Genomic DNA, 584 nt, shown 5'->3' with positions numbered 1-584 from the left:
TTGATCCGCGGGCGCGACGCCTTCCAGGATCTGTGGTCGCCCACCGAATTCGTCGGCAATGTCGGTGCGGCGGTCGTTCCGATGATGATCGGAATGGCCTGGACAGCCGCCCGAAAGGGCTATGACAAGGGCAATCCCGTTCTTATCGAGGCCTCCAACGACAGCGGCGCCTGTGGTGCCGCCATTTTTGCGGTGGCGAGCTGATGTCGACAAATGTTTTTGCCAACAGTCTGGAGATCTCGGGCAAGGCCGTCGACGCGAAAACTCTGGGCGCGTTCCCGGACGTTTGCTTCACCCCGCCCGAAAACCCCGCTACGCCACCGGGCGTGCCGGTTCCTTATCCGAGTTTCGGCTTCGCGTCGGATACCGACAAGGGAACGGGAACCGTTAAGATCGCCAACAAAACCGTCAACATCAAAAACCAGTCTTACTTGACGAAGACGTCCGGCACCGAGGCTGGATGCGCGGCGAAGAAAGGGGTCATCACCTCCACAAACACGGGCAAGGAGTATTTCAATTCCTGGTCAAGCGACGTGAAGTTCGATGGCGAGCCTGTCGTTCGTCACACCGATCTCTCGTCCATC

1 protein-coding gene and 1 pseudogene are annotated in these 584 nt (G+C 58.9%); both read left to right on the top strand.

The genetic code is table 11. From position 1 onward, the window contains the following. Positions 1-204 (top strand): annotated as a pseudogene (locus EN874_RS32175) (3-oxoacyl-ACP synthase); the annotation flags it as partial. Continuing rightward, positions 204-584, top strand: a 381-nt coding sequence (locus tag EN874_RS32170; RefSeq protein ID WP_135884712.1) for a DUF4150 domain-containing protein, incomplete at its 3' end; no start/stop codon positions are given. The pseudogene EN874_RS32175 and the gene EN874_RS32170, both read left to right, overlap by 1 nt.

This window comes from Mesorhizobium sp. M1D.F.Ca.ET.231.01.1.1 (genome assembly GCF_003999155.2).
Classification (GTDB): domain Bacteria; phylum Pseudomonadota; class Alphaproteobacteria; order Rhizobiales; family Rhizobiaceae; genus Mesorhizobium.
Note: the sequence above shows the minus strand (reverse complement) of the source record. Positions and strands in the feature narration are given on the sequence as shown.